Consider the following 19,372-nt stretch of genomic DNA (forward strand, 5'->3'; position numbering starts at 1 on the left):
TATATCGAAAAATCGGTTGGTATTAAGGTCGTACCGCTTCGTCAATCCTTAGATGCAAATATTCAAGGTGTTGGCAATAAAATTTACTCGAATAGCCTTGTTACATTGAGTACAGATATTCCTCAACATGCTGACTTTAAGGTATCGACTTTAAATGGAACGATTATCGCCAGTGGTGTTGAGCCGGTGTCATTTGCTGTCCCTAATGATATCGATAGCTTCACCATTGAAGCACTGTTGAAAGATGGCTTAGGTAATGAAACTAAAGTTGATAAACAAGTAGCCGTTGCTCAACCATATCAATTAATTAAAGATAGTCCGGTATCGCCATTTGAGTATCAATTTAGTATTGCTAATAATCAGTACACAATAAACCATAGTAAATTGTATAAGGATGGCCTCCCTGTTAGTCAATTCGATGGTAATGTACTCGATGCTAAATTGTTACAAGACCGATTACTTATTGCGCTAGAAGGCCTAGGTATTGCGTTTATGTCTTGGCAGGATGATTACGCAATATTGGGTATTTACCCTAGTCAGATAGATTTCAAAGCGCTGGCAATATATGAGCAACAAGTTTTTGCAATCAGTGATGCTGGTAATATTATTGTGTTTGATATTAAAGGAAATAGCTTAGAGCCGTCTGCTCAGCAACTTCCATCTGGTACGCTTGCACAGCAGGTTGTAGTAGCGAACGATGGCATTTGGGTGACTTATCAAGACACACTAACTCGTTTTAATCATGAACTTGAGGTTGATTTATCCTTTGAACTTTCTGCTGAAGTGGCTCACTCGGTGGTTCATAATGGTCACCTCATCGCATTTGATGAACTAGGTGGTCTATATCGTATTGACAACGGTCGTTTATCTCAGCATCAGCTCACAGTCATGGCAATTAATGCCGTTTCGAGCCTTGGTAATGAACTGTTTGCTTATGATGGTTTAGCAAATGAATTACTAATCATTAGCTTAAATGAAGCAACGCCATACGTTATTTACCGTGAAAATATTCAAAGCGATATTAGTGATCTGTTTGTATCAAATGGCGTCATTACATCAAATAACGGTGATGTTTGGACGTTAAATCAAAATCAAAATGCGCCATACCGTCAACTGTTTACTAGCAATAAACACAAAGGCAGCAGTGAGCACATTGTGCTGCATAATGGAAGTGCAATAGTAGCTGAAAAAACATATGCACTAACGCAATATACGGGCTTACCAAATCATGCGAGACGTAGCTTTTTCCCTAGTGAATATGCGAGCGAGTTTAGTGCGTTGATACTCGACAATACAGATATCTATGCGTTTGATAAAGTGTCAGGTTATCTGTATCAAGTTAACACAGCTCAATTAAGTGGTAGCCAACATCTTGGTAAGTTTGCTAGCAATAGCATGTTTAGTACTGATGAAAATTACCTATATGCTGCAACAAGTGATCAGTTAACTATCATTAGTAAAGATGATTTTGAGCAACGCTATACCTTCACTGTAGCCGCAGGTGAAGTGATCACTGCGTTAAAAGCGACTCCGACCGAGGTCTATGTTGCAACGTTAGATGGCACGATTTATCGCGTAAGTCATCCTGGTTTACCTATGGAAGAATTTGCACTGCGTGTTGATAGTGTGATTGCGACCAACTCGGTAATTGAGGAAATTAATACACTTGGTGATACACTAGTATTAACCTCTCGAACAGAGCTTAGCAGCTATAATCTTAGCGAAAATATCTACCAAACGATTCTTTCAAATAAAGTGCAAGATGTTGTAATAAAGGGACAAAGTGTACTTTATGCACTCGATAACGAGATCTTTGAACATAAACTTTCGTCAAACACTCCAGATAAATTAATGTATCAAGCGAAGGCTGATATTGCGGGCTTTGCTATCTCAAAAGATCAGTTAGCGGTGGCGTTAGGCGTTAATGGTGTCGAGTTAGCATGGCGTGGCGAACAGCCAAGTCAATTAGTTGCAGACCTGACTAAACCAGCTAATAAAACGCATTTTGTGCATGGTCAAGCAATTGACCTCGCTGTTGCACATTCAGCTGATCTTGTGAGCGTCGATTATTATGTTAATGATGCGTTAGTCGCGCGTAGCGAACACTTCCCATTTAGCGTACAGATCCCAATCCCTGGAGAATTACGTAATGGTAATGAGTTTACAGTCCATGCGGTAACGAAAGACCGTATAGGTAACTCAGTTGTTGGTAATAAGCGCACAATGCTACTTCATAGCCAAGACTTGCCGCAAAATAACTTTAACGTTGAGCTACTTTACCGTAACCCAAGTTATGTACCGGCACCGCTAAAAATTGAAGCCCTAGTTAAGAATGCGACACAAGATATCCGTCAAGTTGAGTTTTATCTGTCAGATGATGAATCTGGTCCGTATAAGCTTATTCGCAAACATTATGGCCCTGAGTTTATTGTTCGCAATAATTTCACGCTAGCGCAAAGTGGGCAGTTTATTAAAGCACGTGCAATTGATGTGTATGGCAACGTGACAGAATCGCAACCAACAGTAATACAGCGCCATTTGGATGATGAAGTACCTCAAGTCTCGCTCAGTTTAGAGTCGCCACTGAATGATGCTAAGCGTGTTACTACCACATACCCTTATGGTATTGCATTTAACGTTAGTGATACTGGAAGTGCAATTAATTTGGCACTGCTTAAACGTGACAACACAGTGATTTGGGCTGGCTTTACAGATACGCAGTCTCGCATTGAACAACATGCAAAAAACACGGGTGATACTTATGTCTATAGTTTAGAAGTTTCGGATAATGCAAATAACACCAATAGCACAAGTCTTAATGTTGAAGTGGTAGAAGATGAGCGTCCAGTCGTTAATGATATCAGTGTACCAAATGCAGTTCTGGAACAGAGTGCATTTGAGGTTACAATGAATGTGCAGGATGATATTGAAGTCGCTTATATCGAAGTACAGTGGCCAAATTTTGTAAAGCGTTATCCTGTAAACGAACGACAAATAAATAAAACGTTATCAATTCAAGATACGCGTTCACTGCGTGTTAACAGTGACAAAAACGAGACGCTAACGTTACTAATCGTTGACTCGAAAGGGCAGCAAACACGCGTTGAAAAATCCATTACGGTTACGAAAGATAAGGCACCACAGCCAAAACTAAGTAACTTAAGCTTTGCTGATGCGGCCATTTACGGTTCTAAACTCAATGGTAAACTTATCGACTTAAATTTAGTTGATGATGGTTTATTACGAGAATTAGCAGTTGACTTACTTATTTATCAAGGTGGTGAACTTAAGGTTGCAAAGCCAATTTGTGATATTAACCGCAACATAGTATGTCGCGAGACAATGAATGCGAGTATTAACATACCATCTACCACTGTAGCTAATGACCAAATTCACATTGCATTACGTGCTATCGATAAGCTAGGTCAAGTTACGGTAAGTGATCAACATGCTATTCTATTATCACAAGTACCCAATGCTATTGTTTTAACTGATGAGTTTGACAGTGCTAACTTATCGCTTGCAAAAGTCGGCGTTCCAGCAGAATTTGCATTTAGGGTCAAAGATTTAGCAAATCGTAGCGTAGCGTTACAAGGTGTAGATTTAGTCATTTCGCAGCGTGATTCCGCACAAAAAATATCTAATTCGGTTATAACCGATAGTAATGGTGTGGCGTATTTCTCAGTTGATACTTCGGATCTGGTGGTTAGCGAATATGTTGCTGAAGCGACACTTCGAGATTATCCAAACATCTTACCTGCGATTGTTCGCTTCGAAGTATTACCAGGTGAACCAAGTGCAATTCGCGTTGAGCACATCGCGCCAATTCGTGCCAACGAAACCGCAAACTTGATGCTTGAACTTGTTGATGCGGCAGGTAATAAAGCGACGAATGTGCCTAATGCCAACGTGGCGCTTGTATTTAACCACCCAGGTTTCCATTTTGCGTTTGATCCGAATGTTCATGTTGAGCCTTATTATCAGGGGGAAAATTATGTTGGTGAAAAAGCGTTAATTACGCTGGTAGGCGGAAAAGCGAATATTGAGTTCCAAGCCACCGAAGTGATGGGCGAATATGTGCTTGCACGTTTATCCGACAACCTTGCAGATGTTGGTTTAAGCTATCAATCAGAACAAGATGGCTCGTATCAAATCAGTGCAGATATTCCTCTTAACGTGACAGCTAACGTTCCGGCGAGATTGGTGATGTCATTATCAGCTATGAGCAATGATATTTCAGGTCGTGAAGACGTGCTTGAGCAAACTGAAACCGCAACCTTACAATTACAATTGACCGACGAATTTGGTAATCAGATCACCGAAATTGACGGTCAGCCAGCAAATGGAGAAGTAAACGTATTTGTAAGTGGTGATGCGACGTTCGCAAATGATACTAACCAATTCGTTGTAGCGCTAAACAACGGTGCTGCGACATTTACGGTGACTAACAATACCGTTGAAGAAGTAATTATATCAGTAACAAATATTGCAAATAGCTTAAACATTGATGCTGAAAGCGATTTGACGTTGAACTTTGCCCGATTACTCGCGCGCGTTGTCGATACGAAACTTGTTCAAGTTGTTGATTTAGATATCACTCCACTTGAAGTCAAATTTAACGAGCCTGTTTCATTAACAAGCGGTTTTGCGTGGCCTACCGTGAGCTTACAAGGTGTAAATGTTGAAGGTGAATTCTCGTTTGATGATGACGTCACACTGCGCTTTATCCCGAATCAGCCGCTTACGCTTGGTGCTGTTTATGAACTAAGTACTCATGGCACAGCAATTGTGAGTAATGAAACGCAAGAAACAATATTTGCGTCACATTATGAATTTACTGGACCAGACCTTAGCTTGCCTGAGCAAACGTTGGGATATTTATTATCAGAACAAACGAGCACATTAACGCTTGCACTTGCTGATAACTATACATGGGATCAGATTAATGAACTCAATTTCATATCAGACGATCTAAGTCTAGCGGTAAATGCACAAACTCATGAATTAATTGCACCAGTTATTGCTGAGCAAGACGAAGGAAAGCAAATTGTTGCAAGTGTGAGTGCGAGGATACAAGAGACATCATTATTTGTTGCAAATGCAAGAACATTCACCCTATTAACTCAAGCTGGTGACTTTGATGGGGACGGCATCAGTAATGACCTTGAACATCAATTAGGCTACCACCCGCTTAAGCAAGATAGTGATGGTAATGGTGTGTCAGATGCAAATGAAGACTACGATAATGATGGACTATCAAATGCTCTTGAAATTCAGTTAGGTGGCAAAATTGATAATGCCGATAGTGATGATGACGGCGTTAATGATGGCACTGAATATCAATGGGGCTCAGATATCAATAATGCTGACACTGATGGTGATGGTATTGATGATGCAATTGAAATTGCATCGGGCTCAGATCCAACAGATGCCAACGACCGCGCTATTAAGCCAGAGCTGGTTATCGGTATTGATATAGCCCAAGATGTTGTAACTCATAACCTAGCTGGCAATGGTGACGATGTAATATTCACAATAATTGCCACTGTTTCAATTAATGATCGTACTTACACGATCGATGTTAGTGATGCTAATTTCTATGACTTAGTATTCGAGTCGTTGGATGAAAGTATTGTTATTCCTTCATACCGCGGATTCACACCAATTGCTTTGGGTGAAGCTGAGGTTCGAGTGCATTTCGGTGCGTATTCTGATACCGCTAAAGTGAAGGTGGTAGAAGTCATTAGTTTAGGCGATGTTATTTGGCAGGATGAAAGTGTTGAATTTACCGGAACTGTATTTGCCAACTCAATTACAATTCGAGGCAGGGTTGATGCGTTTGTAGCTGGTGATTTAGTTATCGAAAATGACTTGACTGTTGAACAAGGAGCGCTGAGTAAAGTAGCAAGCAATACATTAGAAGTTAAAGGAGATGCTAACATTCTAGGTGAGCTAATGGTCTTAAAGTCAGAGGGTGATAATAGTTTATACATCAGAGAACACCACAAGGTTTATGACTTTAATCAAGATAATCTAGTTGCAAGGCTTAATATAACCGAATCAAATATAGATAAGTTTGTGCAGATCCGATTTAAAGTACCGCCAACTGGCGGCCATGGTTCGTTGCCTGAGTTCGATAATACCTATAGTTTCAGTGGAACAGCGCAAATCCAATGTGACGAAAAGTATCAAAGAGCATTTGAGGGTAAGTATGATGCAGATTTTGCCGTATTTATTGTAACGTGTCCGTTAACAGAGCTAGGTGAATATACATTAAACGTTGAGGGTAATGTTGAAGGTTCTATGATGATTAGTGATATTTCATCAGAACATCTATATTTCTCAAACGAGGGTCAAGTAGTTTCTTTTTATGATGACTTGCCACCTGGCATGTTTGAGTTGTTCATTGATAACTTAGGTGAAAGAAGTGATCGCAGATTGGAACTATTCAGTGATTATCGTAACTCAATCAATATGACGAATCTTCAAACAGGGGAGGTTGTGGATGATTGTTGGCAACCAAGGCCAGAAAGCGACGAAACAGTGTGTATTGTACCTAGATTTTCTCAAGTCAAACTAAGCATTGATAATATGTATGATGACACAATAGGAATTCGTAATCGTAGGAACCCTAACTATAAGCCTATTATTATCAGTGATATAACAGTGTCGGGTGATTTAACGCTGCAATCATACCTTGCAGCAGGAAATGTATCAGTGAATGGCTCTGTTACTATTGAAAGCATAAGTTCGCAGGGGCACCTTGATGCGTCTAACTTGACTGTGCAAACCGATTTAACCTTAGGTGATATGACTGTACTAGAAGTCGAATTTATTGATGTGCGAGGTGATATGACACACTTCGGACAAGATAGACCAATTGAAACGACACTACGTTCACTGAACGTAGGTCAGAAGCTAACTGGTTTTGGTCAACTTAATGTATTACCAAGTTATCTCGATGGTATTTCAAAAGAGTGTTTAACGTTATTCGATGAAGCGACGTGTAATGTCACAAACCATCTATCGTCAATGTATGGCATTAATATTAATGCCAATCGCATTGAAATAGACACATCAACAGATTGGTTGAAAACCAACGGTGTGAACTCTTCTGGAGAAATTCCGCATGGTGTAGCTCCTCTCGAAATGCGTGATAGAAGTCATTTCTCTGATGTTGTTTATGATCTTGATGTTAATATCAACACTGATGAATTAATTGTTCGAAATGTCCAATTCTTGGTAAATGCGGGTTATGAAAGAAGTTCTGGTTGCAATGATGAGTTATGTGGTGAGTATGGAGTTGGCCCTCAGTCAACTCAAGGAATGAATGTAGGCGAAGATAAAGCGAGTTTAAAAGCTGTACGTTATGTTGTTTCTTTTGACGCATTACAAATTGATGCAAGCAATCACTTTGAGGATCCTACATCTAACCCAGAGTGTTGTTATGGAGCCAGTCAGGTTCGAACTGCAAGTCACAGCGAATCCCTAGCAAATCTACAAACGTTATTTTCGCTTCCGTTAGATTTAGATGTTTATCCTGAGGATCCCAAACTGAATGTAGGTTCAGTGATATTGATTGATAAAACAAATAAACAGCAGTTCTTGAGTGTGTTACAACCAGGAAGTGGTGGGTATATTCAACCTCATGGCGCAGAAAATATTGCTCGAGGCGAAGTAAACTCACCTGAGCCGAAAATGGTGGATGAATCAAGGCAATATTTAACAACTTATTTAACGGTAGGTAAACATGATATCTCTAACATCGACGAGCTCAATCAGTCTGAATGGATTATTACTGTTGATGGTGATCCTTGGCTCTCAAACCGAGAAGAATTTGGCCGCTCTTTAGCAGGATTAAGAGTACGATTATTTGATGCCTCTGAGAGCAGTATTGATGCTGTGATCACCGGAAATACGGACAGCAGTCTCCATGTTACGACTGAGGCCAACTTAAATGGTTTTGTTCCAACAAGGCTTCAAGGTTTACACCAGTTCGAAAGTATTCATTTAGTGTGGAGCGAAGCTGATTTTGCTAACGATATCGTTGAAAGCAATAGTTTGATACTAAATAAATCAACTTTAAGAGCTGATTCAGTATCAGAAGAGGCGTTGTCCGCTCTTTGGCAGGCTGCAGAGATTGATTTGGAACTTGATGTTAATCAACCAATTACTGTAGAGCGTTCAACAGTTGACTCTCCGGTTAAAAAATTAGTTATAAATGCTCAAAATATTATTATTGATAGGCCGTTAGTACTGGCTGATTGGCCAAGAACACAACTTAGATTAATCAGTAGCTCTAATATACAACTAAACGATGTTGTCGATTCTGGCAGTTACCACAACTGGGTTGAGTTTATCGCAGACGGTGATATTGAGTTTAAATCTGACTTTATGAGTAGTGAAGCTAGTGTAAAGGCTAATTCAATTGTCATTTTGGGCGAACTATATGATGAGTACCATTCATATGATGCAACAAAACTAACTTCGAATACGTCAATAACTATCAACAAGTTAAGTGGAATTACCAAGATTGATTTTGAGGCGCCTGAAAACATTCAGATATTAGAAGAGGTATTCATAACGCGAAGAAATGTAGAGTTTAACTCGGAAAACACCATTAGCTTTATGAGTAATGTTAAAATCGCAAAAGACAATTATGACGATGGCACTTTATTGCTAAATGGAACCGGAACGATTGTATTTGATAAAGACTTGGTGTTAAACGATACAAACATAGCTTCTGAGTTTGGTTCTCTAACTGTAAATGGCCTGTTAAGCGCTGGGAATAATGTTTCTATTAAGTTCAAACAACCAAATGCCATTAATTTTAATGATGGCGTTACAGTGAATGGTAGTTTGTATATTAACTACGATGGTGTGCTGAATGTTTCAAACGACTTAACTATTGATGGCAATTTAGTATTAAGGGATATGAATACCGAAAAAGATGCGTATCAAGGCTTAATTGTGGGCGGTAATATTACGCTTAATCAATATGGTAATTTAGCCTTTGAATTTGCCTCATCCGTTGAACAGGCTGGTATCACAGACCTTATTGGTTACAAGTCTATTCCTAGTTTTAGCAGTCTGCCAAGCTGTATTGGTAAAGATTGTCCTGAACTAAGTGAGCATTTGGCGTATTTAACTGCAAATTCGCTGATTAATAATGGTGAGCTCTCATTAGATATAAGTAGTTACAGTAGCTGGCCTAATAGTGCGTTTGTGATAGATATAGATTCCTTGAGTGGTAACGGTAAAATTCATGGAGGGGAACGCTTAATCATCAATGCAGTTGATAATAGTTTTGCAGGTGAGTATAGCTCGCAAGGTACTGTTTACACCAAAGATGGAAATGAGATTTATGGTAACTTATTATTAAATATTGAAGATAACCCATGTTATCACTGCGAGTATTTCCAAGATGTGATAAAACTACCAGAAATTGGGCGACATACCATTTCAAATATTCGTAGTCTTGGTAACAATCAGTGGGAGATTACAGCCAATTCTGCTAATTGGAAGCTTTTAGAAGATACCCAAGGCTTTAATATTACAGGAGAATATGTTGATTTAGATGCAGGAGATAACGTTACACACTTCTATCAAATCTTGCGTCATTCCAGTAACTCACTGGTAGTCATTACGAATGATGATCTATCAACATATACGGGGCGAGAGTTGGTTGGGGTACATGTATTTAATAGTATCAATATCAACAGCAATGTAATTTTCGATCTTGGTGATGATGTATTGCACATTGAAGATGTGGAACATAGCTCAGTATCTGAAACAAGCCTACATAGAGTAACACCTTCTAATTCTAGTGTGGCAGCATTATTCAATGGGAAACCTGAATATCATACACACCTCATTCTAGATGGTGATCAACTAATAGACGAAGATAGTTCTTTTATCGCTGAAAAAATGACGGTAAAGGGCAGCCTCACAATTGATTCAGGTAGTTTGTCGAACTTTGTTATAGATAAATCACTGGATGTTGAAGGGGATCTCATTATAGGTCAGGCTCGAGTGATTTCGAGTATGCCTAATGGCAACCTTAATGTATCAGGAACCATGAAAGTCACAGGGACAATCCCAAGAGGTTCTTCTCAACTCCAGTTAGATAATTTAAATATTTCAGAAAATATCGAACTCAGTGATGGTGGTGTGTTAAGTATTGATGCTAATTCGATCGATGTTAGTGGGAATCTTAAAGTTCAGGATAGTGCTTATAATTCGATTAAAGTCGGTGAAATAAATATCAATGGGAACATTAATGTGAATGGTGGTGGTAGTTTGAGTATAGCTGCTTATCAGAATATAAATGTTCTACAAGATATTGAACTTAACAGCTCGAGAAGTACTTCGTTATCAGCAGAAAAACGAATTAACGTTGGCAAGGATCTAGTGGCTGAGTCACGTTTATATCTCAATACAGGTGATATCACACATATAGGTAATAACCTGGTTATCGAAAACGGTGATATTAGAAAAGCTAGTACCGATATTCATGGTTTAAAAATTGATGTAGTTAATCAAGCAACGATTGGCGAAAATGGCCGCATAGATGTTACTGGCATGCAGGGCTCATTTGATAACGAAGGAGTAAACTGTTTTACGAGTACCAATAAATACCTTGCTTTAGATTGTACTTATGGAAGCTATTTTGATGTTAATTACGGTGGCGTAATAGGCACAAAAGAAAATGATAGTAAACCTGGCTCGCCTGGCGCTTATTTAAAACTGACAGCTAATGAAATTATTCATAATGGTACTCTGTTAGCTAATAGCACTGAATCTAGGAATTATTATTGGGGGTCGTCAGGTGGAGCGATATTGCTTGAGGCTTATAGTTTAAGCGGTACAGGTGTCATTGAGGCCAAGCCTACAGCCGCTCGTTATATGCAATTTGGCAATGGCGGTCGTGTCGTTGTAAAAAGTGATGTACTTACAGAATTCAACGCACAAATTAAAACGCTAGAATTTGCTAGTTATGAATCAGAACAAGGTGAAGCTGGTACCGTATATATTGCTGATAAAAATGGTAAAAATGGCATCTTAACAATAGATAACATACGACAAAATTGGACTACAAATAACCAGAAACGCATATCCACACCAATACGTGGTGCGGGTAAACACCAAATTGATTGTGTTACCAGCATGGGTGGCAATTTATGGCGTTTAGATACCGATTGTTCAGCTGATAACAATACTGAACATTGGAACGATTCAAACATAGATAAAAAGCGTAGTTTGATTGGTCGCATGATTGACCCAGATATATATAACCCGCTTGACCATGCTGTGGAAATCGTCAGTAATGATAAAAACAGTTTGGTTGTTAGAACTCCTCAAGATTTAAGTAATTACGCCGGTGCAACATTACAAGGTATTCATTTATTAAAAGGGCTCAAAGTTATTAATAGTGCAAATGTCGATTTTGGTAATAACCGAGTTGAAGTGAGTGATATTAATGAAGCAGTGTTCACACCTGACGTGAGTATCAGTCTTGGTAGTGCAAATCAAGAGTTAGTTGAAAAATTAAACAGCTCGGGCGCAAATATCATTTGGCATTAACTTCCATTTAGTGGATAATGCCCGAGTTATTATATAGTTACACGAATGTAGTTTAGGTTTTAGGGATGAAAATTAGAAAACATAATAAATTTTTAACACTATTTTTGGTGAATGCTGCGTTGATTGGAGGTTGTTCCGACAAACCTAAGTCGGTTGCAACCGTTGGTGATCAGGGGGTAACGCAACAAGAGCTTAATGCGTATTATGAGCTCAAACGTATTGACAAAGATAATTCAGAACTCGTTACTAAAGCTAAAAAGCATTACCTAGAATCCCTAGCGGTATCGCAGGCTATTGAGTCTCTACCTGAGTTCGACACGTCAAAATTAGCGGTAGAGCTAAATGAGATAAAAAAAGATTTATTACTTAGTCGATATCTTAATCAGTTTCTAGAAACGGCTGTAACCGATGTTGAAATGCGCAATTATTACGCGCAAAATAGTGATAAGTATCAGTCAAAACAGGCTAAAGTATCGCATATTTTAATACGTGTGGCACAAACAGATGACCAAGCAACACGTCAAGCCAAATACTCTAAGGCGCAAGAGGCATATTCTAAAGTAATTACAGGTCAAGCATTTGCCGATGTTGCTCTAGCCATGTCGGAAGACAAAGTATCTGCAAAAAACGGTGGACAGTTAGGTTGGATCAAAGAAGGAGCTGTAGCGCCAACGTTTTCGGATGCAGTATTCAATCAACTTAAAGAACAGCAGATTTCTCAACCGATCTTAACTTCATTTGGTTATCACATCATAAAGCTTGAGCACACACCAAAAACGGTGAGTCAGCCATACGAGCATGTAAAAGGAAACATCAAGCGTACGCTAAGAAAGGCAGCGAAAGATACCGAGTTAGCGCGTTTAAAGTCAACAGTATCAGTTACGTTGTAATAAGGGACTACAATGCGCAAATGTTTAGTATTACTAGCATTGTTGCTAGTTGGCTGTGGTGAACAAGACGTTAAACAAGAGTCAGATTCGGGTGTACGTGACGTAATCGCGAATGTTAACGACGTGCCAATTACAGCGCAAGAATTAGAACATGTGATGCTCAAAACGTTTGGTGAATATGCAGCCATGCAACTTGGCGATGAAGGCCGGAAAAAGTTGCTCGAAAGCATGATAATCAAAAAATTAATGGCTGAGCAACAACTTGCACAACTCAGTGAGTATGAACTAACAGAATTTAAACTCGCACAACAAGCATATCGCGATGAATATTTAAGCAAACGGTATATCCAACAGAACATAACTGCAACCCCAGTATCAGAAGAGCAAGTTCAAGCGTACTACAACGCTAATTTAAGTGAATTTGGGCAAAAAGTGCAGCGTAGATTTGAAATGATAACTTTACCAAATTCAAAGGCTGCCCAAAATGCACTAGACAGTTTTATAAAAGACATAGATTGGCGAGCGCACGCGCAGGATCAAAAAGATAAGGGCACCGCACTGATTTTGTCTCTGGGTACGCAAGGTGATAAAGGATTAAGCCCTTTTTATCGCAACATTATTGCAAACGTAGCGCTTGGGGAAGTTTCAAAAACGTACCGTTTAGATAATAAGTTAATTCGCTTTAAGGTGATAGCTGAACATAAAAGTGATGCAAAACCGTTGAGTGAAGTTAAAGAGCAAATAAGAAAGACACTATCACCAATTCAAATCAAACGTGCAATAAAAGAGGAAGCGGCTCGTTTAAAACAACAGGCCAAAATAACCCGTTATGCTATGGATTAGCGAAAACTTAAGCAGTTTAAAAAATTACTTATCGATATTATTGCTGGCAGGTCTATTATCTGCATGTTCAAATCCAGATGATGTAAAAAAACCGCCCAAGCCAGAAATAGATTATCATTCGAGTACGCCGTTAGATGGCCCAATTGCGGCTGTTGAATATGCATTGTTCGCACCCGGCAGTGAAATTCAAGATATTACTAAAGCGCAAGCTATACAAACAGGTAATATGCCTGCAATATCAGCAATGTTATTGGATCCTGAGTTTGTGGGCGCCGCACAATTTAGGGGCTTCTTTTTCGCTGAAAATGACGAACTTTACCAATTTGAAGTGTTTACAAATGGTAACGCAGAGTTACAGATAAACGGTTCTGCCTATATTGAAGGTGAGTTGCTTGCACTCGGCAAAGGGTACCACCATATACAGTTGTCATTCGAAAGTGATGAACTGCAAACACAGCCGCGAATTTTAATGTCGTCTGAAAAGACCCAAGAAATTGATTTAGCACAGCAGCATTTATACCTAGCAACGAGTTCATTAACAAAGGTTGACGCTGTAAACACGACAATTCCTGCGCGACATACCTCTGGCTTTGAATATACATATTTTGAAGGTGAAACGTTAGATTTTAATTCATTAAAACAGATAGCTCCGATAGTTCATGGGAATCGAGATGACATAAGCTTACTTGTTCGTCATAGTGATCAGAGTTATGCAGTGACTTATCGAGGCTTTTTAACACTGGAAGAAGCAGCAAGCTACAGTGTAAGAGTGTTATCGAGTGGTCCTATTAAAGTAAGCCTCAATCAAAATTTTCAAGTGGCAAGTGAGTTTGGTTTAATTGAGCAGTTTGTAACCTTAGAAGCTGGCGTTCATGAGTTCGAATTTACTCAACTACAACACACCAAACAAGCAAATCCGATGCTTGATATTGCACTTTATACGCCAGGGAGCACAGCGCGTTATTTATCATTAGATAATTGGTCATTTGTCGCTGAAAAAATAGAAAAAAATGAAATTCCACCAATCACTCCCGCAGGTGAATATGTTGAAGGCACTAACTTTAGGGTCTTTACTACCCAGCAGCCAAATAATATGGCGCACGCCCAAAGTTTGCTACCTAATCTAGTTGGCGTATCGATAGACAACTTACCTAACAACGAATGGCCTAAGCCTTATTCAGTTTTATTTGATACCGAGTTAGAGGTAGAGCAAGACGGTTACGTAACACTTTACTATACAGCTGAAAGCCAACTTGAAATTGAGTTTGCTGGGCAAGTTTTAAGTGCTCAAAATGTACAAGAATTAGCAACTAATAGGTCCACTGTTGTAGATAAACACGTGGGGAGAGTAGGGAAATATCACTATCGTACATTCTATCTCAAAAAAGGGCGCCATCGTTTAGTTTATTACTATGTGGTAACAGGCAATAGTGTGCGACCTGTAATTAAAATAGCGTTACCAAATAAAATTGCACGCTTAATTGAATTCCTTAAGTTATTAGCCGAAAAACTGTCTCGTAAAGCAGACTTAGACGGTGATGGCGTGCCTGATGATGAGGATGCTTTTCCAGAAGACCCGAATGAAAGCAAAGACAGTGACGGCGATGGTATTGGCGATAACAGCGATACAGACCGTGACGGTGATGGCATAGAAAATGAAAAAGATGTGTTTCCTGATGACCCAAATGAATGGTCAGATTTAGATAATGATGGCATTGGTGATAACAGTGATGAAGATCGCGATGGTGATGGTGTTAATAACCAAGATGATGCATTTCCAAACGATCCTAGCGAAACAACAGATACTGATAATGATGGTATTGGCGATAATACTGACCCAGACATTGATAATGATGGAATTGTTAACGGGCTAGATGCATTTCCGTATGATGCAACCGAATGGTCGGATTTAGATAATGATGGCATTGGCGATAACTCAGACCCAGACAAAGATGGTGACGGTGTTGTTAATGAGCAAGATCTATTTCCAAGTGATCCAACTGAATGGTCTGATCTGGATGGTGATGGCATTGGTGATAATAGTGACCCAGACAGAGATGGTGACGGTGTTTTAAATCAATATGATGCGTACCCAGATGATCCAACGCGCTGGAGTGACAATCCTGAATTAGATGACCGTGATGGTGACGGGTATCCCAATGAGCAAGATGCATTCCCTGATGACCCTAATGAGTGGTCTGATTTGGATGGTGACGGTATCGGTGACAATAGTGACCCAGATCGCGACGGTGACGGTTACTCTAATGAGCAAGATGCATTTCCTAATAATCCGAATGAATGGGCAGATTTAGATGGAGATGGTTTAGGTGACAATAGTGACCCTGACCGCGATGGCGACTCTTACAACAATGAACAAGATGCGTTTCCAGATGATCCCGATGAATGGGCTGACATGGATGGTGATGGTATTGGTGATAATAGTGACCCTGACCGTGATGGAGATGGCTATGCGAATGAAAATGATGCTTTCCCAAATAATCCTAATGAGTGGTCTGATTTAGACGGAGATGGCATTGGAGATAATAGTGACCCGGACCGAGATGGTGATGGCTATAATAATGACATTGATAGTTTTCCAGATGATCCTACACGTTGGTTAGATCCGGTTGACGTAGTTTTGTTTGCTGAAAGTGAAAAGTCCGCAGTAAATCTTAATTGGCAAATTTCGGATTCACCGCACATCTCGCAAATTATTTTAAGTCGATCTGATTATCAAGGGACGTTCTCTCAGCTTGCAACTTTTGATGCAACGGTAAGAAGTTATATCGATTCTACAGCGATGGGAAACCGAGCCTATCACTATAATATTACGGTGAGAGCAATTGATTCTCTTTTAGGTCAAAGTAGGTCAGTGTCTGTGTTTAACATAGGCAATTATGAACAGGTTCAAGCGTTAAAAGTTGAAAGTAATAAGGAAGGTCTTTCATTAACTTGGCAAGCAAATGACAGTAAAAACTACCAAATAGAAAAACGTTTAGCTGACGGCGCTTGGTTAAAATTAGCAGAAACAAATAATAGTTCTTATGACGATTTTGATGTTATTTCAGGAATGACGTACGAATACAGAGTAAGGGCTTATAACTATATCAAAAACCCAATCACTCAAAAAAATGTAATCGTTTTAGGCCCGTGGTCTGACAGTGCGAGTGCATTGGTACGCAGTGTTCCTGAATTAGTGTTGTACGAATACGCAAAGCATGAAGGTAATCAGTTCGACTTTTTCGCGACGAAATCAGCCGAAAAATTAGTCATTAATGGGCGGTTACTAAACGTTTCTTACCCATCAAAGTTGACTATCAAAACATTGAGTTCAGAACAAGAGTATACAGTTCAAAATGATAAACGATTTAAGTTGCCGCTTGATTTAGCACTTGGTCATGAATGGACGCTCAGCGCAGTTGATGTAACTGGTTGGCAAGAAAATTTTGTCATCAAAGTAATTACTCAAGCTGACTCGCCAAACATTGTGCTCGACCCAATAGAATCAGAGACAGAGCAAGATAGCATAACATTGTCTGGTAAAGTTGAGTCGCAAACCAATTTAAAAGAGTTATTGGTGAAGTCAAATGTATTCGAGGACAGCACATTCCATTTGATGTTTAATGAACTGCGTCAATTTACGGGACAGATCCCTCTAAAACAGGGTGATAACGAACTGACGATTGTGGCTGAAGATGCATTGGGTCAAAAAGTTAGCAAAATAGTTAATATAAAACGAGTGTCCCAAATACAGCCGACAATAGCACTAGTATCTCATAAAGATGGGGATACGGTCACCCAAGCAAATGTTCAGCTTGAGTTTGCTGTGACAAGTGAAGTTACGCTAACCGAACTAGTGGCAACAATGAATGATCAATTTGTCGGAACCATTAGTCCATTTGAAAATAATCGATGGCGTTTGACCTTTGAACCAATAATGCTTGATATGGGTGATAACTTATTCAATGTAAAGGTCGAATCAGCACAAGGATATGGTGAGTTACGTTTTATAATCAAACGAATAGATGAGGATCAAGGCATCGCGCCAATAATTGAAATTTCTAGCCCAACTAATGGCAGTTGGATTAATCGTGATAAATTTTTAATCACCGGTGTAATTGTATCTAATGTATTGCCAGAACTAACAATTAATAATATTGACGTTGGCGTAACACCTTCAGGTATAGAGCGTTATCAATTTGAATACCTGGCTCAAAAGTCTGAAAATACATGGACGCTGGAAGCTAGCAATAAGTTTGGTAATGTAATTCAAGCCCTTAATTATCAATTTGATAATAGCGCACCAATAATAATACTGGAGCAGCCTTGGCCAAAAAACTCGTCTACTGTGTTGGTACAAAACCCAGTTACGATTAGCGGTACGGTGAGCGATGCGCAATCAATAACATTAAGCGTTAATGAGTTACCTATACAGTTACGACCTGGTAATAGTGAAAACGAATATCGTTTTACCTCGCAGTTAGATTTGGCGAAAGGCGTTGATACACCAGTTACAATCAAAGCGGTCGATTTTGCCGGTAACACAAGTGAATATGCGTTTAATTTAACCAATCAGTCACAAACTGCGGTAAATATCATTGCACCACGAAAACAGCAAATCTTCTTAATTGACGATGCTAATTTATCACTGCAAATTGTTGCTGCAGTGGAAAATAGTACTGAACAAATGCATGCTGAAATTCAAGTTAATAATGCCTCGCCAATCGCGGTTGATGTGATTGCAGGATACATAAACGTAACAACTGAAGTAGACTCCAGTACCACAGAACAAACGTTAACAGTTAATGTCTATGATGGGAGCAATAGCTTAGTTGGTACGTCTACGCAACTTTTCACTGTTAGTAGTAAACAGGCGATACCTTTAAGCATTATCAAGACAACTCCTAAAAATGAGGATGAAGGACATGCCGCAAACGGTTTTATAGCATTTTACTTTAACAAAGCGGTTGAACAATCGGATATTCAAGTAAATGTGTATGAAACATTACACGGCGACACTTATCTGCCTAAACCTCCCCAAGATTCACCGTTTACTATGGGAGGGTATGAAGTAAAACGTGTAGATCGCGATAACGAACCTGTACCCGGTGCAATTGCAAGTTTACCTGGTGATCATACGTATGCCTTTTATCCTAGCCGTGAATTTGGCTATGGCGCAACAATCCGTGCCGAAATATTGGTAAATAGTGAAGAAAAAGCGCGATTTACTTTTAAAACTGAAAAGATGCCAACCTTAATAGATGGTAATTTAAAGGATCATTTATTTGTCAGTATTCCAAAGATGTGGGTATCTATCAAAGAGCTTGGTATCAGTACTCAAAGTGACGACAATGGTAACTTTACATTTGGTTATGGAGATCAAAAACTCCCAGAAACATCAGCGAATTATTTAACGCTCGTATTTAACGAGTTTTCGCCTGCATCTGATTTTGGCAACTATATAAAAACACTGGATTATGTACCAAATACGCGACATTCCCTTGGTGTAGTTCAGGTGCCATTTTTAGGTAAAAACATTGCATTTGGTAAAGTGGCATCAGGTCTTCCCAATACAAACCTTGCTAATGGCGATTTAACCTTTGATTTGTCACAAGCGAATATAAATTTTAAAGGAAAATCCACTGTACCAATGCAGTTTAGTATTCAGAACTTTACTGCATCAGGAATGCAATTAAATAATGACGTACCAATATTCTATTTAATGGCAGGTCAACCACAAGGTGTAGAAGTTACAGGCGCAATGAGTCTAACTATGACTGCAGCGAGTTTGTATGGAAATACAAGTTATTTGCCTGACGATGGTGAGTTTGTCCCTTTATATGGCCGAAAGCTCAACTCCAATAAAATGGAATTAGTTGGAGTTGGCCAATTACAAAACAGGCAAGTCATATCTCGTGGACCAGTGCTACTTTCAACATTAGATTACATTGGCTTTGGTCGCTTACACCCTAATTTACAGGAGCATTTGAAAAATTATGCTGACGGTGAAATTGGGTTAGTTCAGCTTTCTGCATTAATAAATAAACGGAATTAAA

General features: G+C 39.2%; 4 protein-coding genes (1 of these 4 cut by a window edge). All 4 read left to right on the forward strand.

What is annotated here, in order from left to right; translation table 11 throughout:
- On the forward strand, nt 1-11,583 hold the end of the coding sequence (locus PSPO_RS15900) for an Ig-like domain-containing protein (protein ID WP_010558170.1). It extends 26,190 nt beyond the left edge of the window; the window shows 11,583 of its 37,773 coding nt (coding positions 26,191-37,773); the start codon falls outside the window, past its left edge; its stop codon occupies nt 11,581-11,583.
- A gap of 65 nt (nt 11,584-11,648) precedes the next feature.
- Nucleotides 11,649-12,473, forward strand: coding sequence for a peptidylprolyl isomerase (locus PSPO_RS15905; RefSeq protein ID WP_010558169.1), 825 nt, complete (start codon nt 11,649-11,651; stop codon nt 12,471-12,473).
- 12 nt (nt 12,474-12,485) lie between these two features.
- Nucleotides 12,486-13,316 (forward strand): peptidyl-prolyl cis-trans isomerase, encoded by an 831-nt coding sequence (locus PSPO_RS15910; RefSeq protein WP_010558168.1) that lies wholly within the window; start codon nt 12,486-12,488, stop codon nt 13,314-13,316.
- Nucleotides 13,303-19,371, forward strand: a complete 6,069-nt coding sequence (locus tag PSPO_RS21890) for a thrombospondin type 3 repeat-containing protein (protein WP_010558167.1) — start codon at nt 13,303-13,305, stop codon at nt 19,369-19,371. The genes PSPO_RS15910 and PSPO_RS21890 overlap by 14 nt, the downstream gene beginning before the upstream one ends.
- The last annotated feature ends 1 nt before the right edge of the window (nt 19,372 follow it).

Origin of the sequence: Pseudoalteromonas spongiae UST010723-006 (genome assembly GCF_000238255.3) — a bacterium.
Lineage (GTDB): Bacteria > Pseudomonadota > Gammaproteobacteria > Enterobacterales > Alteromonadaceae > Pseudoalteromonas > Pseudoalteromonas spongiae.